General features: G+C 29.1%; 4 protein-coding genes. 1 reads left to right on the top strand and 3 read right to left on the bottom strand.

All coding sequences use genetic code 11. The features are described 5' to 3' along the window. From G8Y85_RS03670 to G8Y85_RS03660, 3 genes are all read right to left on the bottom strand, one after another. Positions 1-431: transposase (locus G8Y85_RS03670; RefSeq protein WP_165805435.1), on the bottom strand; the 431-nt coding region annotated here is incomplete at its 3' end. A gap of 301 nt (positions 432-732) precedes the next feature. Beyond that, positions 733-990, bottom strand: a complete 258-nt coding sequence (locus tag G8Y85_RS03665) for a hypothetical protein (protein ID WP_165805434.1) — start codon at positions 988-990, stop codon at positions 733-735. Between the two features lie 4 nt (positions 991-994). After that, positions 995-1,633 (bottom strand): Abi family protein, encoded by a 639-nt coding sequence (locus G8Y85_RS03660; RefSeq protein WP_165805433.1) that lies wholly within the window; start codon positions 1,631-1,633, stop codon positions 995-997. Between the two features lie 787 nt (positions 1,634-2,420). On the opposite strand from G8Y85_RS03660, the gene G8Y85_RS03655 reads away from it, so the two are divergent. Beyond that, positions 2,421-3,341, top strand: a complete 921-nt coding sequence (locus G8Y85_RS03655) for a TDT family transporter (protein WP_165805432.1) — start codon at positions 2,421-2,423, stop codon at positions 3,339-3,341. Positions 3,342-3,393: the final 52 nt, after the last annotated feature.

The following is a 3,393-nucleotide window of genomic DNA, read 5'->3' as shown; positions in this document are numbered from 1 at the left end:
GCTTCAAGCTTAGTTCCATCGATGTAAACAACATCTTCAGATATTAATTTATCTTCAATTAACTGCGCTCTAAAACCAACAAATAAGGTATGTAAAATTTCCATCATATGTGGATTCACTCTGAACCTATTTATAGTTCTGTAAGAAGGTGTTTGCCCTTGGGCAAGCCACATGAGGCGACAACTATCTTTAAGAAGGAATTCTATTTTGCGTCCTGAAAAAACAGATTGAGAATAGCTATAAAGAAGTATTTTTAACATCATCTTTGGATGATAAGAAGAGGGTCCTCTATGATTGTAATAGTCATTGAATTCTGCATTAGGGATGGACTCAACAAGATGATTAATAATAGTAGAAACATCATTTTCTGGAAATGTAATTTCCGTTTCTATTGGTAGTGTTAGTTGAGACATGTTATAATTTTTATACATATAAAGTTCCTCCGTATCATTTTGTTTGTCGTTATTCATTATTATACGCGAGGGCTTTATTTTTTTGAAATAATATATAAAAAGAATCGATTAAGTAAAAAATGATTTTACCTAATCGATTCTTTTTTTGGCTAGGAATTATGTCCCAGCCCCTAAAAGTATAGAACCAAAATGATTGATTAATTTCGCTAGTCTAATTTATTATAAACCCTATTATATACAAAAACTCAGCCCTACATCTTATGACGCAGGGCCTACAAACGTATAGTTTATTTCCTTATTGTCAATAATAGATTACAAATCAATAATTAGCAAGTGCTTCACTAAAAAAATTATATACTGACTTAAATCGTTCGTCGTATACATGTTTATTCTTCTTAGCATATTCCATAAAGTCTTTGAGCTCATTAATTCTACGCTCTCTCATACCTTTATTAACGACTACTTTATCGTAAACATAAAGCATAGCTAAAATGTCATGTATATTGTAGTTCGTAAGTCTTTTACCTAAATTTTGCTTACGAATACCTAAACTTTTTGCATATTTTGTTATTAGCACACTTTTATTGTTTCCTATAATTTGATTTTTTAAAAACAATATTATTTAATATAGGGGTGTTATGGGCAGCTTTATTTCTAATATTTTTTACAAATCGTACTGTTTTACTCAATTCTTTAAATTCTTCAACTTTATATGTATTGTAGTAAAACTCAATGAACCAACACAAATCACCAAATTGTATATGTTCAATTAAAAACCATATAGGTGTATTTTCTTCATACTTATCATAATCTAACTTTCTATAAGTGTCATAACTCAGATATTTCATCATTTTTTTATAAGGGTTTCTTATAACTGATGTTTGCCTTACATAATCAAAAAAGCATTGGACAACTTTGTAACCATCCTCGTTATCTAAATATGTTATTGATCTCATAATATTTAATTTGATTGAGTGCTCAATGTCTAAACAATATTTTATAATAATATAACGCAACCTCATATCTAAACTTGCTAAATCAACTAAATTTTTAAAGTCAACATCTTGATATCTTTCAACTAACTGATTTTGATGTCTAACTAGTTGTTTCGGGTAGTTATCCACATAACTATTGAGCTTATAATAATAATTTTTATACTCTAATATTCTCATGGCCTTTGTTTCATCAATGTAAGTGAATTTTACACCTTTAAATTTCATATAAAATATAAGTGATTTAAATGATAATGACATTGTACTACCTTGCCTTTTTTAAGATATTAAAGACATTATACATTAAACACTTTTAATTGTGATAAGCGTATGAAATTTTTTGACCTCAACCCTTTATATATAGATCAATAATTCATCGCGACGCAATATAGTTATATTATATTTAGAATATATTTTTATTTATAAGCATTTTCAAACATAAAGCCTCCTCTTTATTATGATTAACGTTAGTTACCTTTATCTAATTATCTTACTTAATGTTACTTGTTTGATTTTCGTGTACCTCTTTAAACTCCACAACAATTGACGATTCTGATGGTTCATTCAATTAATAACACAGTGCTAACTCTTCTTTTAAGAAAGCGCATCAATTCATTCTAGACCTTGCTAAAATAGCTATCTATATAGGGATTATACACATGGTCTCATGAATCACTTTTCAAATATATTAAAAAACTTGTTGATTTTATTATAAATTTTTGTATATTACTTCCCACTAGTTAGTCATATCATTTAATATACTACATTTTTAAATAGACACATTTCATTTTATTCATTAAAATATTTATCGGAATTCCAGTAATATTTTTAATAATTTATTTAACTTATTATCAACATTTTAGATTTCCAGATTGAATTGTTAAGCTTCATAATCTTATTTAAATGTTTCAGCAAAATTCTTATTTATTCCATACAACTTCCTTAGAAATATTAAGGATATCTTAATATCATGATATAATTAGTGAAGAAAATCACAAAGAGAAGGTTGTAAATCATGAGACGCCAAAACATACCATTAGTTACATCAGGACTGGTCTTAGGGTTATTGGGGCTAGGGAATTTATTAAAAGATATATCTCTTGTTTTAACCGCGATATGCGGCATCTTAGCTATTTTAATTTGGCTTCACCTTTTACAAAGTATGTTCTATAACTTTAACCATGTTAAAGATCAGTTGAATAGTCCGCTCATTTCCTCAGTGTTCACTACATTTTTTATGTCCGGTTTCCTTGGGACGACTTATTTGAATACGTTTTTTAGCCATATCACTATGATCCAACATATAATCACACCTTTATGGCTTTTATGTCTTACAGGGATTGTGATACATATGATTGTTTTTTCAACTAAATATTTAAAGCGATTTTCTCTTGAGAACGTTTATCCATCTTGGACTGTACTTTATATAGGCATTGCGATAGCAGGATTAACGGCACCAGTGAGTGGATACCTTTTAATTGGTCAGTTAACAGTGATTTACGGTTTTGTAGCCACTTGTATTGTATTACCGATTGTTTTCAAGCGGTTAAAAGCTTATCCATTACAAACGGCAATTAAACCTAATACATCTACAATTTGCGCACCATTTTCTTTAGTCGCTGCAGCCTATGTTTTAGCATTTCCTGAAGCGCATGTGTTTGTCGTCATACTTTTTCTTATTCTGTCTCAAGTGTTTTATTTTTATATCGTTTTTCAACTTCCAAAATTATTAAGAGAACCGTTTTCGCCCGTATTTTCAGCATTTACATTTCCTTTAGTTATTTCAGCAACAGCTTTAAAAAATAGTATGCCCATACTCATATTTCCGGAAATTTGGAATGGGCTCTTAATTTTTGAAACGGTATTAGCAACTGTAATCGTATTTAGAGTATTTTTCGGTTATGTACATTTATTCTTAAAACCAGTAGAAAAATAAGACATCCATTTCGTGATTTTAAATACAAAAATAACCCTCTAACCATTGCGGT

This window comes from Staphylococcus sp. 11007852 (genome assembly GCF_011394325.1).
Taxonomy (GTDB): domain Bacteria; phylum Bacillota; class Bacilli; order Staphylococcales; family Staphylococcaceae; genus Staphylococcus; species Staphylococcus agnetis.
This window is presented reverse-complemented; position numbering and strand designations above follow the sequence as displayed.

Bases quoted from the DNA above. Each gene is read 5' to 3' on its own strand.
- G8Y85_RS03660 (WP_165805433.1), bottom strand. From the start codon at position 1,633: ATGAAATTTAAAGGTGTAAAATTCACTTACATTGATGAAACAAAGGCC.
- G8Y85_RS03655 (WP_165805432.1), top strand. From the start codon at position 2,421: ATGAGACGCCAAAACATACCATTAGTTACATCAGGACTGGTCTTAGGG.